The organism is Streptomyces sp. NPDC041129, assembly GCF_055592265.1.
The window spans coordinates 330,477-346,945 of record NZ_JBVIYV010000002.1; the positions used below are offsets into that span (position 1 = coordinate 330,477).

11 protein-coding genes are annotated in these 16,469 nt (G+C 75.5%); 8 read left to right on the forward strand and 3 right to left on the reverse strand.

The window, feature by feature from the left end:
- Positions 1-24 precede the first annotated feature (24 nt).
- Both ACZ6B1_RS09750 and ACZ6B1_RS09755 read right to left on the reverse strand, forming a co-directional pair.
- Positions 25-1,662 carry a DUF5691 domain-containing protein gene (locus ACZ6B1_RS09750; protein WP_468776525.1) on the reverse strand — a complete coding sequence of 546 codons (1,638 nt, stop codon included), beginning with the start codon at positions 1,660-1,662 and terminating at the stop codon, positions 25-27.
- Positions 1,663-1,727: 65 nt separating this feature from the next.
- Entirely contained in the window at positions 1,728-3,092 is a 1,365-nt protein-coding gene (locus ACZ6B1_RS09755; protein ID WP_468776526.1) for an SWIM zinc finger family protein, read from the reverse strand.
- Between the two features lie 132 nt (positions 3,093-3,224).
- On the opposite strand from ACZ6B1_RS09755, the gene ACZ6B1_RS09760 reads away from it, so the two are divergent.
- From ACZ6B1_RS09760 to sucD, 7 genes are all read left to right on the forward strand, one after another.
- Positions 3,225-4,355 carry an ATP-binding protein gene (locus ACZ6B1_RS09760; protein ID WP_468776528.1) on the forward strand — a complete coding sequence of 377 codons (1,131 nt, stop codon included), beginning with the start codon at positions 3,225-3,227 and terminating at the stop codon, positions 4,353-4,355.
- On the forward strand, positions 4,352-6,724 hold the full coding sequence (locus ACZ6B1_RS09765) for a DUF5682 family protein (RefSeq protein WP_468776530.1): 2,373 nt from the start codon (positions 4,352-4,354) through the stop codon (positions 6,722-6,724). Before ACZ6B1_RS09760 ends, ACZ6B1_RS09765 begins: the two co-directional genes overlap by 4 nt.
- Positions 6,721-7,899, forward strand: a complete 1,179-nt coding sequence (locus ACZ6B1_RS09770) for a VWA domain-containing protein (RefSeq protein WP_468776531.1) — start codon at positions 6,721-6,723, stop codon at positions 7,897-7,899. Before ACZ6B1_RS09765 ends, ACZ6B1_RS09770 begins: the two co-directional genes overlap by 4 nt.
- Before the next feature lie 120 nt (positions 7,900-8,019).
- The gene (locus ACZ6B1_RS09775; protein ID WP_468776533.1) at positions 8,020-8,895 is read left to right on the forward strand and encodes a hypothetical protein; all 876 of its coding nucleotides are present in this window, start codon (positions 8,020-8,022) and stop codon (positions 8,893-8,895) included.
- 140 nt (positions 8,896-9,035) lie between these two features.
- Entirely contained in the window at positions 9,036-10,865 is a 1,830-nt protein-coding gene (locus ACZ6B1_RS09780; RefSeq protein WP_468776534.1) for a hypothetical protein, read from the forward strand.
- Between the two features lie 422 nt (positions 10,866-11,287).
- Positions 11,288-12,469 carry an ADP-forming succinate--CoA ligase subunit beta gene (gene sucC, locus ACZ6B1_RS09785; RefSeq protein ID WP_351670291.1) on the forward strand — a complete coding sequence of 394 codons (1,182 nt, stop codon included), beginning with the start codon at positions 11,288-11,290 and terminating at the stop codon, positions 12,467-12,469.
- Positions 12,470-12,496: 27 nt separating this feature from the next.
- Positions 12,497-13,381, forward strand: a complete 885-nt coding sequence (sucD, locus tag ACZ6B1_RS09790; RefSeq protein WP_468776536.1) for a succinate--CoA ligase subunit alpha — start codon at positions 12,497-12,499, stop codon at positions 13,379-13,381.
- An 88-nt stretch (positions 13,382-13,469) separates the two neighbouring features.
- Here sucD and ACZ6B1_RS09795 read toward each other — a convergent pair whose 3' ends face one another.
- On the reverse strand, positions 13,470-14,516 hold the full coding sequence (locus ACZ6B1_RS09795) for a helix-turn-helix domain-containing protein (protein WP_468776538.1): 1,047 nt from the start codon (positions 14,514-14,516) through the stop codon (positions 13,470-13,472).
- 96 nt (positions 14,517-14,612) lie between these two features.
- Between ACZ6B1_RS09795 and ACZ6B1_RS09800 the strand changes: the two genes are divergently transcribed.
- Positions 14,613-16,451: a cell division protein PerM gene (locus tag ACZ6B1_RS09800; RefSeq protein WP_468776540.1), complete on the forward strand. Its 1,839-nt coding sequence runs from the start codon at positions 14,613-14,615 to the stop codon at positions 16,449-16,451.
- The last annotated feature ends 18 nt before the right edge of the window (positions 16,452-16,469 follow it).

Sequence of the window (16,469 nt, forward strand, 5' to 3'; positions counted from 1 at the left end):
TTCGCACATGAACGGCTCCTTGTCTCAGACCCCCGAGGGGCCGGGGGTTTCGTCCGGTGCCAGTTCCGCGGCCATCGCCGCCCGCAGCCGCAGGGTGGTGACGAGCCGCTGGAACGCCTCCGCCCAGTACCCCCCGGCGCCCGGTGAGGCGTCCTCCCGCTCGTCGGGCATCGCCAGCAGGCCGTCGAGGCGGGTGGCCTCCGCCGGGTCCAGGCACCGCTCGGCCAGCCCCATCACCCCGCTGAAACTCCAGGGGTAACTGCCCGCGTCCCGTGCGATGTCGAGGGCGTCCACCACGGCCCGGCCGAGCGGGGCGGCCCAGGGGACCGCGCACACCCCGAGCAGCTGGAACGCCTCCGACAGTCCGTGCGTCGCGATGAAACCCGCCACCCACTCGGCCCGTTCACCGGCGTCGAGCGCGGCCAGCAGCTTCGCCCGCTCCGCCAGGGACACCGCCCCGGGCCCGCCGGCCTCGGGCGCCGACGGCGAGCCGAGCAATACCCTCGACCACTCGGCGTCCCGCTGCCGCACCGCCGCCCGGCACCACGCGGCGTGCAGCTCGCCCTGCCAGCCGTCGGCCACCGGCAGCGCCACGATCTGCTCCGGGGTGCGGTCGCCGAGCCGTCTCGGCCAGGTCCCCAGCGGTGCCGCCTCCACCAGCTGCGCCAGCCACCACGACCGTTCCCCTCTGCCGGTGGGGGGCTTGGCCGCCACGCCGTCCCGCTCCATGCCCGGATCGCACTCGGGCGGCGCCTCCACGACGAGCGTGGGCGAGGCCGCCGTGCGGTCCACGGCCACACATGCCGTGGCGCGCGCCGCCATGCGCCCGGCGAGCGCCGAACCGGGCAGTGACGACAGCAGTTCGGCCGCCGTCGCCCGGACGTTGCGGCTGCGGTCGCCCAACGCCTGTTCGAGGAAAGGCTCGTCATCGGCCGACAGGCCCGCGCGCAGCGAGTCGAGGAACATCAGACGGTCCTCCGCCCGCTCCGTCGCCCAGGTCCCCTCCAGCAGTTCCCGTGCGACGGCGGGCGTACCGGCCCGCAGCGCGCCCAGCAGCGCGACCCGCTCGGCGAACAGCCCCTCCTGCCACAGCCGTCGTACCGCCTCGCCGTCCCCGGCGTCGGGCAGCGCCGTCCCACCGCCCGGCGCCGCGCGCAGGGCGAACCGCCAGTCGGGATTGAGCCGGGCCAGCCACAGCGCCCGCGGCCCGGCGAACGCCAGCGCCGCCGGCCGCAGGTCGGTACGGCCCCGGGCGGCGTCCAGCAGCGCGGGCAGCACCTGGGCGGGGGCCGCGTAGCCGTGGGCGCCCGCCGTCGCCAGCCACTGCGGGAGCAGTTCCATGAGGTCCGGCGAGCTGCCCCGCCGGCCGACGCCCGCGCCTCCTGAGCGGTCGGCCAGCAGCGTGGCGAGCCTGCGGGCCGCGGCCGCGGGCAGCGCCGGACGCGGGTCCTCCGGGGCGGGATCCGGCCGCCGCGCGGCCCGTCCGGGCCGCAGGCCCGCCCGCCGCCGCACGGTCGCCGCGGCGGCGGCGTCCAGGAGAGCCATGGGGGCCTCCCGACCGGCGGCTGCCGCCGGGGGGCGCCGGTCGGTGCCGAGCAGGGCGTTGGTGACCAGTTCCTCCCAGGGGGCCTCGCCGTTCCGCGTGTCCGGTGTTCCGTCCATGACGTTCCCTTCCCCTTCCATCGCTGAGGGCGCTGGCCCGTTCCTCCGCCGGCGGCCGGGTCCGGTCAGCACAGCATCACCGGGTCGCCCGGGCCCTCCGGCCACGCCGTCAGCGGGGTGAAGCCGCGGTGGCCGCACTCGCCGAAGACCCGCACGGGGGAGCCGCCGGACAGGGCGACCAGGCGCCACAGGCCCGGGCGGGAACGGAACGCCTCGGTGAGCGGCAGCGCCGAGTCCGCCTCCGCGTCGGCCAGTTGCCAGGCACCGCCAGCCTCCGCGTCCTGGGCGGGTACGACCCGGTCCAGCGTGACCGGGACGGAGTCCAGCCAGGGGTCCCCGCGCAGGGCCTCGCCGTAGCGCGCCGCGGCCTCGGTGGTGGTCCCGCCGGGCGGGCGCAGCGCGGCGGGCGCGGGCGGGGCGTACTGCTCGCCCAGGGCTGCCCGTACCCGACCGGTGCCGGGGAACACGGACAGGTCCGCGTCCAGCGCGAGACCGACCGGCAGCGACAGCTCCGGTGCCCGGCCGGCCGCGCCGTAGGAGAGGAGCAGCCGGGTCAGGCCCGAATCGGCGCCGTGCAGCCATATCCGGCGCGTCGTCAGTTTCGCGTCGGACGTGTCGTGCTGGGCGAGGACCAGCCAGCGGTCGCGCAGCGGCGGGCCGTCCGGCACTGCGGGCAGGCCGAGCCGGGAGCGGACCGTGGCCGCGAGGCCGTCGGGGAGCCGGTCGCGGCGCAGCCAGCCCTGGTCGAGGAGGTGCAGAAGGGCGATCTCCTCCAGCAGCCGCGCCGGCCAGCCCGGACCGGACGCCGGTATCGCGCCCAACTCCCGTACGCGCGCCGCGAGTCCCGGAGTCTGCGCGTCGACCATGCGGGCCGCCGTCTCGTCCCACAGGCCGTACCCCGCCTGTTCGGCCGCGGCCAGACCGGCGCGCAGCAGGTCCGCCAGGCGCTGCTCCAGCTCCGTCGCGCCCGCCGTGACCCGCTCCGCGCGGCGCTCCGCCCGCCGCCGCGCCGCCTCGGCACCGGCTGCCCCGGGCGCGGCGCTGCCGTCGCCCCCGGCGCGCCTGCTCTCCGCGCGCTCGCGCCGGGCCGAGAGCCACTGCCCGGCCCAGTCCGGCGGCTCGGCCGCCACCGGCACCGAGCCGTCCCCCTCCGCCCACAGCAGGAGCAGTCCGAGGGCGTGCTTGCACGGGAACTTACGGCTCGGACAACTGCACCTGTATCCGGGGCCGGTGACGTCCGCGAGGTCCACCACCGTCTGGTACGGCCTGCTGCCGCTGCCCTTGCACAGCCCCCACACCGTCCCCTCTCCGCTCCCCGCACCGGACCACGGCCCGGCCGTGCCGAGCCTGCTTCCCGCCTTGCGTGACGCGGCGTCAGGCGCCAGAGCCAGCACCTGGTCCGCGGTCCAGCGCACCCCCTGCTCAGTCATGGAAACGACGGTAGGTCCCACCACTGACAATCGGCCTCGCGGGCACGTTCGCGCAGGTCAGCGCGATTGTCAGTGGTGTGGTGCACGGTGGGTGCCAGATCCGAACCGGCCGAGCTGGAGGGGGCGTCAGCCATGTCTGTGTCCGTGGAACCGAAGTCCGTCGACGCGAGCGGGGACCAGGACGCGCAGGCGTTGCGACCGCACGCCGAGCACGCCTTCGCCGCCGAACTCGCCGCGCTCGCCGCGCAGGACGACCGCCCGCGCCCGGCCCGCTGGAAACTGTCGCCGTGGGCGGTGGCGACCTACCTGCTCGGCGGCACCCTGCCGGACGGCACGGTCATCACACCGAAGTACGTGGGTCCGCGGCGCATCGTCGAGGTCGCCGTCACCACCCTCGCCACCGACCGCGCCCTGCTCCTGCTCGGCGTGCCCGGCACGGCCAAGACCTGGGTGTCGGAACATCTGGCGGCGGCCGTGAGCGGCGACTCGACCCTCCTGGTGCAGGGCACGGCGGGCACGCCCGAGGAGGCGATCCGCTACGGCTGGAACTACGCGCGGCTCCTCGCCCACGGCCCCAGCCGGGACGCCCTCGTGCCCAGCCCCGTCATGCGGGCCATGGCCGAGGGCATGACGGCCCGGGTGGAGGAGCTGACCCGTATCCCGGCCGACGTCCAGGACACCCTGATCACCATCCTTTCCGAGAAGACGCTGCCGATCCCGGAGCTGGGCCAGGAGGTCCAGGCGGTCCGCGGCTTCAACCTCATCGCCACCGCCAACGACCGCGACCGCGGTGTCAACGACCTCTCGAGCGCCCTGCGCCGCCGCTTCAACACCGTGGTGCTGCCGCTGCCGGAGAGCGCCGACGCCGAGGTCGACATCGTCACCCGGCGCGTGGAGCAGATCGGCCGCTCTCTCGACCTGCCCGCGGCGCCCGACGGCATCGACGAGATCCGCCGGGTGGTGACCGTCTTCCGTGAGCTGCGCGACGGCCTGACCGCCGACGGCCGCACGAAGCTGAAGTCGCCGAGCGGCACGCTGTCCACGGCCGAGGCGATCTCCGTCGTGACCAACGGCCTGGCTCTGGCGGCCCACTTCGGTGACGGCGCGCTGCGCGCGGGCGATGTCGCCGCCGGCATCCTCGGCGCCGTGGTCCGCGACCCGGCGGCCGACCGAGTGATCTGGCAGGAGTACCTGGAGACGGTCGTGCGCGAGCGTGACGGCTGGAAGGACTTCTACCGGGCCTGCCGGGAGGTGAGCGCGTGAGCGACGCCTCCGTCCGGGACGGCGCGTACGGCTCCGGGCCGCTGCTGCTGGGCGTGCGGCACCACGGGCCCGGCTCGGCGCGCGCGGTGCGGGCCGCCCTGGACGCCGCCCGGCCCGGCGCGGTACTCGTCGAGGGGCCGCCCGAGGCCGACCCGCTGATCCCGCTGGCCGCCGACCCGGACATGCGGCCCCCGGTCGCCCTGCTCGCCCACGCCGTGGACGAGCCCGGCCGCTCGGCGTTCTGGCCCATGGCCGAGTTCAGCCCCGAATGGGTGGCGATCCGCTGGGCCGTCGAGCACGACGTACCGGTCCGCTTCATCGACCTGCCGGCCGCGCACACGCTGGCCTGGGACGCCGAGACGGAGACCCCGTCCGGCGCCGGGGACGGGGAGGGCCCGGGGCACGATCCGCGGGTCGACCCGCTCGCGGTGCTCGCCGGGGCCGCCGGCCACGACGATCCCGAGCGCTGGTGGGAGGACGTCGTCGAGCACCGGGGCGCCGGACCCCGGGACCCCTTCGCGCCGTTCGCCGCGCTGGAGGAGGCGATGGCCGCGCTGCGGGAGCGGTACGGCGCCGGGGGCAGACCGCGTGACCTGGTGCGGGAGGCCCATATGCGGCTCCAGGTGCGGGCCGCGCGCAGGGAGTCCGGCTCCGCGGTCGCCGTCGTGTGCGGCGCGTGGCACGTGCCCGCGCTGCGGGAGCGGACCACCGTCGCCGCCGACCGGGCGCTGCTCAAGGGGCTGCCCAGGGTCAGGGCAGACCTGACCTGGGTGCCGTGGACGCACCGCCGGCTGGGCAGGTCGAGCGGCTACGGCGCCGGGATCGACTCGCCGGGCTGGTACGGGCATCTGTTCCGGGCGCCGGACCGGCCGGTCGAGCGCTGGCTGACCAAGGTGGCCAGGCTGCTGCGCGAGGAGGACCGGATGGTGTCCTCCGCGCACGTCATCGAAGCGGTACGGCTCGCCGGCACCCTCGCGGCGATGCGCGGCCGCCCGCTGCCCGGCCTGAGCGAGACCACCGACGCCGTGCGCGCGGTGATGTGCGACGGGTCCGACGTACCGCTGGCGCTGGTGCACGACCGGCTGGTGGTCGGCGATCTGCTGGGCGAGGTGCCGGAGGCGGCGCCCGCGGTGCCCCTGCAGCGCGACCTGGCCCGGGAGCAGCGCCGGCTGCGGCTGAAGCCGGAGGCGCTGGAGCGGGAGCTGGAGCTCGACCTGCGCAAGGACACCGACGCCGGCCGCGGCAGGCTGCTGCACCGGCTGCGGCTGCTCGGCGTCGGCTGGGGCGAGCCGGCCGAGTCCCGGGGGAGCACCGGCACCTTCCGGGAGACCTGGCGGCTGCGCTGGGAGCCGGAGCTGTCGGTGCGGGTCGCCGAGGCGGGAGTGTGGGGGACGACCGTGCTCGCCGCGGCCACGGCGAAGGCAGAGGGGGACGCGCTCGCCGCGCGGGCCCTCGCCGACGTCACCGCCCTCGCCGAGCACTGCCTGCTCGCCGGGCTGCCGGACGCGCTGCCCGTGGTGATGCGGGTGCTCGCCGACCGGGCGGCCCTCGACACGGACGTCGGCCACCTCGCCCAGGCCCTGCCGGCCCTGGTCCGCTCCCTGCGCTACGGCGATGTGCGCGGCACCGGCACCGGAGCCCTGGCCGACGTCGCCGCGGGACTGGCAGAGCGGGTCTTCGTCGGCCTGCCACCGGCCTGCGCCGCCCTGGACGCGGACGCGGCGCGGGAGATGCGCGGCCATGTGGACGCCGTGCACACGGCCGTGGGCCTCCTCGCGGAGACCCTGGCCGGCGACCCGGCCGCCGGGCACGGGGACCTGCGCGGCCGGTGGCGCGCCGTGCAGCGGATCCTGGCCACGCGGGACACCGTGCCCGGCATCGTCCGCGGGCGGGCCGCGCGGCTGCTGCTGGACGACGGCGGGCTGGAGCCCGGGGAGGCGGCCCGGCTGATGGGCCTGATGCTCTCCCCGGGCACCCCGCCCGCCGACGCGGCGGCCTGGATCGAGGGCTTCGCCGGGGGCGGGGGAGGCATGCTGCTGGTCCACGACGAACGGCTGCTCGGTCTGGTCGACGCCTGGCTGACCGGGGTCCCCGCGGACGCCTTCACCGACGTACTCCCGCTGCTGCGGCGCACGTTCTCGGCGTACGAGCCCGGCGTGCGCAGAACCCTCGGGGAACTGGTGCGCCGCGGACCCGGTGCGGACACCGCGCGCACGGCCCGGACGGCGGCCGTCCCCGGCTTCGCCGCCGAGCCGGACACCGCGCGTGCCGACGCCGTGCTGCCGGTGCTGAGGCTGCTGCTCGGCCCGGCCCCGGACGGCGGCACCACGACGACCGACGACGACTGCCTGACGGGAGTGGGCGCATGACCGGCGAACCCCTGCTGACGGAATCCGCCGACCCGGCACGGGAGCGGCTGCGGCGCTGGCGGCTGGTGCTCGGCGGCGACCAGGCCGACGGCACCGGATGCGCGCTGTCCGGCCGGGACGCGGCGATGGACGGGACGCTCGCCGCGCTGTACGGCAAGGGCGACAAACCGCAGGGAGGGCGGGACCGTTCGGCGGGGCTGGGCGCCTCGGCGCCCTCCGTGGCCCGCTGGCTGGGCGACATCCGCACCTACTTCCCCTCCTCCGTCGTCCAGGTCATGCAACGTGACGCCATCGACCGGCTGGGGCTCGCGTCCCTGCTGCTGGAGCCGGAGATGCTGGAGGCGGTCGAGGCCGACGTGCATCTGGTCGGGACGCTGCTCTCGCTCAACAAGGCCATGCCGGAGACGACCAAGGAGACGGCACGGGCGGTGGTGCGCAAGGTGGTCGAGGATCTGGAGAAGCGGCTCGCCGCCCGGACCCGGGCCACCCTCACCGGCGCCCTCGACCGCAGCGCGCGCGTCAGCCGCCCGCGCCACCACGACATCGACTGGAACCGCACCATCGCGGCCAATCTCAAGCACTACCTGCCCGAGCACCGCACGATCGTGCCGGAACGGCTCATCGGATACGGGCGGGCCGCGCGGTCCGTGAAGAAGGAGGTCGTCCTCTGCATCGACCAGTCGGGCTCGATGGCGGCGTCCGTGGTCTACGCGTCCGTCTTCGGCGCGGTGCTGGCCTCGATGCGGTCGATCGACACCCGGCTCGTCGTGTTCGACACGGCGGTCGTGGACCTCACCGACCAGCTGGACGACCCGGTCGACGTGCTCTTCGGCACCCAGCTCGGCGGCGGAACGGACATCAACCGGGCGCTCGCGTACTGCCAGGAGCGGATCACCCGGCCCGCCGAGACGGTGGTGGTGCTGATCAGCGATCTGTACGAGGGCGGCATACGCGACGAGATGCTCAAGCGGGTCGCCGCGATGAAGGCGTCCGGGGTGCAGTTCGTCACCCTGCTCGCGCTGTCGGACGAGGGAGCGCCGGCGTACGACCGGGACCACGCCGCGGCGCTGGCGGCGCTCGGCGCACCGGCGTTCGCCTGCACGCCCGACCTGTTCCCCGAGGTCATGGCGGCCGCGATCGAGAAGCGGCCGCTGCCGATACCGGAAACTGCCTGACGTGGCGGGGAAAAAGGGACATGGCTACTCATTGGTAACAGGGGGCTTGCGCTACCTCGGGCCGTGCGTGCGAGTATCTACGCCGCCTTCTCCCCACCGACCCGAGGAAGCTCTCGCCTCTTGACCCTGACAGCAGCTCCGTTCGGGACGGCTGTGCGCGCGCTGCGTGCCACGGCCGGGCGGCGTGCGCTCCAACTGGCGCTGCTGCTCGGCGGACTGCTCGCACTCGGCTTCCTCTGCGGGGAGCAGGCCCACGCGGCCGAGGGCACGCCCGCGACCCCGGTGAGTTCGGTACTGCCGCGGACCGGGCACGAGGACGCGTCGACCACGCGGACGGGAACCGCCACCGAACGGGTCGTCACCTCCGTGCGAGGGGTCACCGACGGCGCCGTCGTCGAACGGGCCGTCACCTCGGCGGAGGCGGTCACCGAACGCGTCGTCACCCCCGTGCGCACCGTCGTGCGCGAGACGGCCGGCACCCTCGACAAGACACGGGCCACGGCGCTGCCCGGACCGTCCTCCCTGCCGGTGCCGGAACTCCCCGGAGTCTCCGAGCGGCTGCCCGAGCACCGGTCGCCCGCGCCGGTCACCCCCGAACCCCGGCCCGACCGGCACGTCGGTGCGGCACCGGCCGCCGGACAGGACGACCGGCCCGGCGCCGGGAACGCCAAGGACACCGGCGACCGAGCCGCGGCCACCGCGCGCCCGTCGGCGGCCACGTACGGACCTGACGCCGTGCCCGCCACCGCGCAGGCCCCGGTGCGCACCCCGGCCGGCCGTGTCACCGCCCCCGCCCAGCAGCCCACGCCGCCCGGAGACCCGGACGGCGCCCTCGGCAAGCAGGCGGCCGACGGCACCGCGTCCCGGCACGGCGACGCGCACGCCATCGCCCTCGACGGCCGGGCGCCCCTGCGGCTGCTGCCCGGCTCCACCGCGCGCGTCGACGCGCCAGGGACCCGGGAACGGCACCGGGACATCCCTCTCTTCCCCGGCTAGGCCCAGAGGCCGACCTCCCCGCCACCGACCTGTCGCGCGGGGCGCAACAGGTCTGCCCGCCCGTCCGGGCCCCCTTTCCCGATCCCCTCGGCGAACCCCGGACGGAACCCCTAGCCGTTTCCGAAGGACTGACGCACGCAATGAACAAGAACATCCGCCGCTCCATCGTGATCGCCGCCGGTGTCACCGGCGCCTGGGCCCTGGGCTCGGCCGCCGCCAGCGCCGACGAACTGTCCTCCCCCTCGGTCTCCGTACCGGACACCGGAAGCAGCACCGGCACCCTGACCGGCACGCTCACCGACACGGTCGACGGTGTCCTCACCGACGTCACCGATGTCGCCGGCGCCACCGGCGTCACCGGCACCGTCTCCCGGCTGACGGACACGGCCACCGACACCGCCCCGGGCACGGCGGCGGGGGCGCGGGGGCCGGCCGGGACCGCCACCGGCACCGCCGACCGGGCCCGCCACCACGCCGCCACCAGCACCCCGGCCGCCGAGCGGATCAAGGGCGACCAGGCCGTCGAGGGCGCGCAGGCCGCCCGTGCCGGCCGGCCCGGGGCCGAGGCGCACGCGCGGGCCGCACAGCACCCGCAGCACCTGAGGCAGGCGGGCGACGGGCTCCTCGGTGGGACCACCGCGCGGGCCGCCAGGGTGACCGAGGTGGTCACCCCCCTCTCGGCCCCCCGCCCCCAGGGCGAGATCGACTACCTCTTCGGCCCGCTCTCCTCCTTCGCCCCCGAGGTGGAGGAGGCGCTGGCCGCCGCCCGGACCGGGCTCCGGACCACGACGTCGGACGCCCGTCTGAGGGCCGAGACCACCGTCGCCGGCGTGCCCGCGCACGTCACCGGGACGGTCGCCGGTGCCCAGCGGCGGGTCGCGGGCACCGTGGGGGCGGTGCCGGGCACGGCCGCCCCGGTCGTGGACGAGACGACCGCCGCCGCGGTCCCGCCGGTGGCCACCGCCGCCGTGGACGGCGTGCTGCCGGTCGCCGGACAGGCCGTGGCGGGGGTCGTACCGGCCGCCGGGCACGCGGCCGAGGGCGTGCACGGCACCGCCTGGGGCGCGGTGACGGGCGTCCAGGGCACCGCCACGGGCGCGGTCTCGGGCGTACTGCCCACCGCCGGGTACGCGGTCGCCGGCGTCGGGGGCACCGCCGCGGACGCCGTGGCGCACGTACCCGGACTCGCCGCAGACGCCACGGCCGACGTGCACGGCGTCACCGGCGGTGCCGTGACCGGCGTCGACGGCACCGCCTCGGGCGCGGTGGGCGGCGTGCACGGTGCCGCCTGGTCCGCCGTCGCCGGAGCGGACCGCACCGCCACCGGTGGCCTGGCCGATGTGCTCCCCGTCGCCGGCGGTGCCGTCGAAGGCGTGCCGCCGTACGCCACCGGGCTGGCCGGCGAGGTCGTCCACGACACCGTGGACGCCGTGCTGCCGCCGGTCGCCGGGGCCGCCGTGCACGGCGTCGTGCCGGTCGCCGGGCAGGCCGTCACGGACGCGGGGACGCTCGCGTACGGAGTGACCGGTGCCGTGGCGCCCTTCGCGGCCGGTGTCGTGGGCGCCGTACCGCCGGCCGCCCAGCAGGTGACCGGGCAGGCGGGCGCCTTCGCGCAGGGCGTGACCGGTCAGGTCCCGCCGTTCGCGGCCGCAGTCACCGGGTCCGTGCGGCCGGTCGTAGACCAGGTCACCGGGACGGTACGGCCGGTCGTGGACGGTGTCGGCGGCAGCGCGAGCGGGCTGGCGTACGGCGTGGCCGGCGAGGCGGTGCCGTTCGCGGACGGCGTCGTCGGCGCGACCGGCCCCGTCACGCGGCAGGCGGGCCCCTTCGCCCAGGACCTCGGCTGGACCGCGCGGGTCACCGCCGGGCCGCTGGCCGCCCACGCCGTGGACGGTGCCGTGCAGGCCGCTGAGACCGTCACTCCGGGGTATGCGCACGGCCTGACGGACCAGTACGGCGTGCGGGCCTGACGGTCCGCGAACGACTCCGCGGAGCGGACCGGACCCGAACGGCCGAATCCCGTCGGCCCGTCCGGCCGGCCCTCCGCGGCACGGGGCGGGTGGTTCCCATTGGGGTGGGGGTCACCCGTCCAGGGCCCAAGCGGCCCGTTCGGGGGCCTCACCGGGTTCACCCCGGCCCGGTGAGGCCGCGCACATCCCCCCATCGTCGGCACGCCGTGCCAGCAAAACCGGCATCATGTGACAGGTATCACCGCTGAGGTGTGACCCTCGATTTAGGGACCCCCGGCAAGCGGCGATAACCTGCGAGACGGACATGCCGCGCGCTCGGACACCGTGTGCGCCCCCCTAGTGACAAGCGGACGTCACGTTGCCCTTCGCGGCACGCCCACGCATCCAACGAACCGCGAGATCACTGATAGGGACGGAAGCGCGTGGACCTGTTCGAGTACCAGGCGAGGGACCTCTTCGCCAAGCACGATGTACCGGTGCTGGCCGGTGAAGTCATCGACACGCCTGAGGCGGCGCGCGAGATCACCGAGCGGCTGGGCGGCAAGTCCGTCGTCAAGGCGCAGGTGAAGGTCGGTGGTCGCGGCAAGGCCGGTGGCGTCAAGCTGGCCGCCTCCGCGGACGAGGCCGTCGCCCGGGCGACGGACATTCTCGGCATGGACATCAAGGGCCACACGGTCCACAAGGTCATGATCGCCGAGACGGCTCCGGAGATCGTCGAGGAGTACTACGTCTCCTTCCTCCTCGACCGTGCCAACCGCACCTTCCTCTCCATCGCCTCCGTCGAGGGCGGCATGGAGATCGAGGAGGTCGCGGCCACCCGCCCGGAGGCCGTCGCCAAGATCGCGATCGACGCCATCGACGGCGTGGACGAGGCCAAGGCCCGCGAGATCGTCGAGGCCGCCAAGTTCCCGGCCGAGGTCGCGGACAAGGTCGTCAACGTCCTGATCAAGCTGTGGGACACCTTCATCAAGTCGGACGCCCTCCTGGTCGAGGTCAACCCCCTGGCGAAGGTCGCCTCCGGCGAGGTCATCGCCCTCGACGGCAAGGTGTCGCTCGACGAGAACGCCGAGTTCCGCCACCCCGAGTACGAGGAGCTCCACGACAAGGCCGCGGCCAACCCGCTCGAGGCCGCCGCCAAGGAGAAGAACCTCAACTACGTCAAGCTCGAGGGCGAGGTCGGCATCATCGGCAACGGCGCGGGTCTCGTCATGAGCACCCTGGACGTCGTCGCGTACGCCGGTGAGAAGCACGGCAACGTCAAGCCCGCCAACTTCCTGGACATCGGCGGTGGCGCCTCCGCCCAGGTGATGGCGAACGGCCTGGAGATCATCCTCGGCGACCCCGACGTCAAGTCGGTCTTCGTCAACGTCTTCGGCGGCATCACCGCCTGCGACGAGGTCGCCAACGGCATCGTGCAGGCCCTGAAGCTCCTCGAGGACCGCGGCGAGAACGTCAGCAAGCCGCTCGTCGTCCGTCTGGACGGCAACAACGCCGAGCTGGGCCGGCAGATCCTCACCGACGCCAACCACCCGCTGGTGCAGCGCGTCGACACCATGGACGGCGCGGCCGACAAGGCCGCCGAGCTGGCCCACGCCGCCAAGTAAGCACTCAGGACGAGGACACAACACACCATGGCTATCTGGCTCAACAAGGACAGCAAGGTCATCGTCCAGGGCATGACCGGCTCCACCGGCATGAAGCACACCAAGCTCATGCTCGGTGACGGCACCAACGTCGTGGGCGGCGTGAACCCGCGCAAGGCGGGTCAGTCCGTGGACTTCGAAGGCACCGAGGTACCGGTCTTCGGCACCGTAAAGGAAGCCATCGAGAAGACCGGCGCCAACGTCTCCGTCATCTTCGTGCCGGAGAAGTTCACCAAGGACGCGGTCGTCGAGGCCATCGACGCCGAGATCCCGCTGGCCGTCGTGATCACCGAGGGCATCGCCGTGCACGACACGGCCGCCTTCTGGGCGTACGCCGGCAAGAAGGGCAACAAGACCCGCATCATCGGCCCGAACTGCCCCGGCATCATCACCCCGGGCCAGTCGAACGTCGGCATCATCCCGGGCGACATCACCAAGCCGGGCCGCATCGGCCTGGTCTCGAAGTCCGGCACGCTGACGTACCAGATGATGTACGAGCTGCGTGACATCGGCTTCTCGACGGCCGTCGGCATCGGTGGCGACCCGATCATCGGCACCACCCACATCGACGCCCTGGCCGCGTTCCAGGACGACCCCGACACCGACCTGATCGTGATGATCGGTGAGATCGGTGGCGACGCCGAGGAGCGCGCGGCCGCGTTCATCGCGAAGAACGTGACCAAGCCGGTCGTCGGCTACGTCGCGGGCTTCACCGCGCCCGAGGGCAAGACCATGGGCCACGCCGGCGCCATCGTCTCCGGTTCGTCCGGCACCGCCCAGGCGAAGAAGGAGGCCCTCGAGGCCGCCGGCGTCAAGGTCGGCAAGACGCCGACCGAGACGGCGAAGCTGGCCCGGGAGATCCTGAGCGCCTGAGCTTCGTAGCCGCGTGCCGGTGGGCCCGTCCCCGTGTGGGGGCGGGCCCACCGCTTTTTCGCTCGCCATGCCGGTGGGCGCGACGGTGTCAGCGAGCCACGGGCGTCAGACGTTCCGGGCCGCTCGTCTGCGAGCGGCGGAGTTTGTCGCGCAGGGCCTGTTCCGCGCGGGACAGGGGGCCCATGGCGGCCGGTGGCGGCACCCCCTGCACCGCCTGGGCGGGGGAGATGGGCGGCTCGTAGTGGGTCGGTGCCGTGCGCAGGGTCAGTGCCGTGGAGCCGATGATCGCGACCGTGAAGGCGATGGCCGCGCGCGTCCAGAACACGTTCCGGCGTTCACCGGTCGTCCGCACCGTCGTCGGTCTCGGTGGCTGCAGCCGCTCCGTGGAGGCGAGCTCGGCCAGCCGCCGGTGCAGTGCGGCGGGGTCGGCCAGGTGCGGGACCTGCGCGGCCACGGCCTCCCGGGCGCGGGTCAGCCGGCCGGCCGTGGCGGGCGTGCTGGCCTCCGTCTCCGCCGCCGTCTCCGGCAGGTCGAGGCCGACGCCGTCGTACAGCACGAGGGTGCGCCGGTAGGAGGGCGGCAGCTCGAGCAGGGCGTTCAGCAGCGCGCGGTCGGCGGGGTCGGCGGGCGGGGGTTCGGGGGAGCGGTAACGGGGGCGGAAGCGGTGCCAGGGGGAGAGGGCCCACTCGTACGCCACCGCCCGCACCCAGCCCGCCGGGTCCCGGTCCTGGGCCACTTCCGGCCAGCGCTGCCAGGCGACCTGGAAGGCGTGCTCCACGGCCTCCCGGGCCAGTTCGCGGCGACCGGCGAGCAGGTAGGTCTGCCGGACGAGGGCGGGAGCACAGAACGCGTACAGCGCGTCGAAGGCCTGAGCGGGCGTCAGCGCGGGCGGTGACCCCGCCCGGCCGCCCGGGTCCGTCCGGCCGGCCGCGGCTTCGGCGAGGTCGGCCAGCAGACGGGCGTACGCCTCGCCCTCACGGCCGCCGGGAGTGCCGCGGCCGCGCTCCCAGGCGCGGACCGTGGCACGGCCGACGCCGATCCGCGCGGCGACCTGAGCCTGGGTCAGCGCCGCGGCCTCCCGCAGGCGTCGGCGTTCCTTCGGTGGTGGCAACTGGCTGGCCGGGCTTTCCGTCACAGAACACTCCTTCGGCCGAAAAAGTACATAAACATATATTGAGCGACACATCGGAGGTTCTGCTGTTACGACGGGAAAGCGCGTGTCGTTGGGAGCATGGCGGGCGTGACCCTGATGACCGATCGCCGACCGTCGTTGCCGCCCCTGCTGCACGGAATGCGCGACCGATCGCCCGGACTGGGCGCCGGCCTGCTGGGCGGCGCGGTCGCCGCCGCGCTCGGGCTCGGCTCCCTCGCCGTCCTCGTGCTGGGGCTGTGGATCAGCTCGCCGTACCCCGACAGCGGACCGGACGGCGCTCTGCACGTCGCCGCCGCGCTGTGGCTGCTGGGACACGGCGTCGAGCTGGTCCGCACCGACACGCTGTCCGGCGCGCCCCAACCGGTGGGCGTGACCCCGCTGCTCCTCCTCGCGCTGCCGGTGTGGCTCGTGTACCGGGCGGCGCGGGACGCCACCGACGCCTCCCCCGAGCCCGACGGGCCGCCACCCGTCCCGGCGCGTACGGCGTGGACGGGCGTGGTCCTCGGCTACCTCGGCGTCGGCGGCGCCGCCGCGCTGTACTGCTCCGGCGGCGCACTGCGACCCCAGTGGGGCTGGGTGACGGTGTGCCTGCCGCTGGCCGCCGCGGTGCCCGCGGCGGCCGGGGTGTGGACGGCGCACGGCTGCCCGCGCGGGCCCCTGCGCGCCCTGCTGCCCCGGCTGCCCGGCCCGGTGCGGCGGCTGCTGACCGGGCCGGACGCGTGGGCCCGGCTGGCCGCGGCGGTACGGGCCGCCGCGGCCGGGACGGCGGTGCTCGTCGGGGGCGGGGCGCTGCTGCTCGGGGTGTCGCTGGTGCTGCACGGCGATGTGGCGCGCGCGTCGTTCCTCCAGCTCACGGCGGGCTGGACCGGCCGGTTCGCCGTGCTGCTGCTCGGTGTCGCGCTGATCCCGAACGCCGCGGTGTGGTCGGCGTCCTACGCCCTCGGCCCCGGTTTCGTCCTGGGCACCGGGCACCTGGTGCACCCCTTCGCCTCCGGCCCCGCCCCGCTCCTGCCCCCGTTCCCGCTGCTCGCGGCGGTGCCGGACGCGGGCCCCGGGACCCGGCTGAACTGGGCCGCGGGTCTGGTGCCGGTGGCGGCCGGGGTGACGGTGGCCTGGTTCCTGGCGCGGGCGGCCGCCGGCGTGCGGGGAGGCGCGGGGGCCGGGGAGACCGGGCGGCGGGCGGCACCCTGGTCCGCCGTGCGGACGGCCGCGGCGCTGGTCCTGGCGGCGCTGCTGTGCGGGGCGTCCGTGGCGCTCCTCGCCGCGCTGTCCGGCGGCCGCCTGGGCGTGGCCGCGCTGGCGGACTTCGGCCCGGTGTGGTGGCAGAGCGGTCCGGTGGCCGCGCTGTGGATCACGGTGACCGGTCTGCCGGTGACGCTGACCTCGCGGGCCTGGCGGCTGTGGAGGGGCCCGGCGCGGGACGCGGAACCGGCCGGGCGGGCGGTGAAGGACACGGGGGCCGGGTTGACGGCACCCGGGACCGCCGCCCGAGAGGGCGCCGAGGAGGCGGCGCCGAAGCCGGGGAGGACCGGGCAGGCCGTGCGGACGACGAAGGTGCAGGGTGGGGGGCAGCTCGAGGACGAGCTGTACGACTTCCTGCCCACCGGAGACCCGTACCCCCCGGCCTGGCAGCACGACGACCTCTCCCGGGCCTCCCGCTGGGAAGCCCTGCGCGCGGCCGCCGCGCCCCCGAAGGCCCAGGAACAGCCCCCCCTGCCGCCCCCGTCACCGGCTACGGACTCGCCTCGGCCCACCGGCGGCCCGGCTCCCGCCGACCCGTCCGCTCAGGACGACGGGCCCGACCCGGCCTCGGCACCGGACGCCGGGACACCCACCCTGCCCGCCCGGCCACCCCTGCCGCATCCGGCGGACCCGACGGACGCCCCCGGCCCCTCCGAGCCGCCGGCCGACGCGTAGCCGCGTACCGCACCGCGA

Coding starts and splice junctions, on each gene's coding strand:
- ACZ6B1_RS09750 (WP_468776525.1), bottom strand. CDS start 1,662: ATGGACGGAACACCGGACACGCGGAACGGCGAGGCCCCCTGGGAGGAA.
- ACZ6B1_RS09755 (WP_468776526.1), bottom strand. CDS start 3,092: ATGACTGAGCAGGGGGTGCGCTGGACCGCGGACCAGGTGCTGGCTCTG.
- ACZ6B1_RS09760 (WP_468776528.1), top strand. CDS start 3,225: ATGTCTGTGTCCGTGGAACCGAAGTCCGTCGACGCGAGCGGGGACCAG.
- ACZ6B1_RS09770 (WP_468776531.1), top strand. CDS start 6,721: ATGACCGGCGAACCCCTGCTGACGGAATCCGCCGACCCGGCACGGGAG.
- ACZ6B1_RS09780 (WP_468776534.1), top strand. CDS start 9,036: ATGAACAAGAACATCCGCCGCTCCATCGTGATCGCCGCCGGTGTCACC.
- sucD (WP_468776536.1), top strand. CDS start 12,497: ATGGCTATCTGGCTCAACAAGGACAGCAAGGTCATCGTCCAGGGCATG.
- ACZ6B1_RS09800 (WP_468776540.1), top strand. CDS start 14,613: ATGGCGGGCGTGACCCTGATGACCGATCGCCGACCGTCGTTGCCGCCC.